Here is a 1,053-nt window from a genome sequence, read left to right on the forward strand (position 1 = left end):
GAGGCCGGCGGCTGGCGCGCGGTGGCCTCGCGCTTCGCCACACTCACCAGCATCACCGTCGACCGCCGCACCACCGACCCGTCGGTGTTCAAGCGCCTCAGCCCGTTTAGCTTCGACAAGGAAGACGCGCAGCTGCTGGCCTTCAACCAGTTGTTTCGCAATACACTTTATTTCAACCGCTCGAACCCCATTTTTGGGGCCGAGCTGACGTTCCAGCAAACGCAGCAGAAAACCCAACTGGTGCAGGGTTTCGATTTGCGCAACCTCAGCACCCAAAGCCTGCTGCTACGCCGCACGCTGGCCACCACCTTCACGGGCCGCCTCACGGCCGCGCGCGACGTGCGCGAAGCCAGCAGCGACTACCTCGCCGCCCGCAACTACCGCCTGCTGATTTACACCGTGCAGCCCGAAATCAGCTACCAGCCTACGCCCGCGCTGCGCCTCACCGGCACCTACGCCCACACCCGCAAGCAAAATACGCTCGGCACCCTGCCCACGCGGCCCGTGCCCACGCCCGCCGAAACCAACCCCGGCATCTTCGACGACTTGGGCCTCGAAGCCCGCCTGAGCCAGGTGAGCAAGCGCACCGTGTCGGTCGCCACGCACTACACCCGCGTACAGTTCGCCGCCGACCCGGCCGCCCTCAACTCCGTCGTGGCCATCGAAATCCTCAACGCCCTACGCCCCGGCAGCAACTTCACTTGGAACCTGAACGTGGAGCAGCGCCTCAGCAACGGCCTCAACATCACGCTGGCCTACGACGGCCGCAAAGCCAGCAACCTCAACACCGTGCACACCGGCCGCATGCAGGTGGCGGTGCTGTTTTAGGGGGGATTCGTGAACGAAAAAAGAACGTCATGCTGAGCTTGTCGAAGCATGACGTTCTTTTTTCGTTCACTTTTTCACCGGCCCCAGTTCCCGCAGCACCAATTCCCACAAGTCTTCATAAGGAATGATTTCAACCTCGGCGAAGGCGTCGCCGGGCGGGGGCGTGGCGGCGAGGGTTTCCAAGGTGGCCTGGCCGCGCTGGCGGGCTTTGGCGGCATCGAAGCC

General features: G+C 63.8%; 1 pseudogene. It reads left to right on the forward strand.

Annotation, left to right across the window (positions count from 1 at the left end):
* A pseudogene (locus tag ACYVDE_RS23940) lies at positions 1–828 on the forward strand (hypothetical protein); the annotation flags it as partial.
* Positions 829–1,053: the final 225 nt, after the last annotated feature.

It is taken from the genome of Hymenobacter agri, assembly GCF_054778495.1.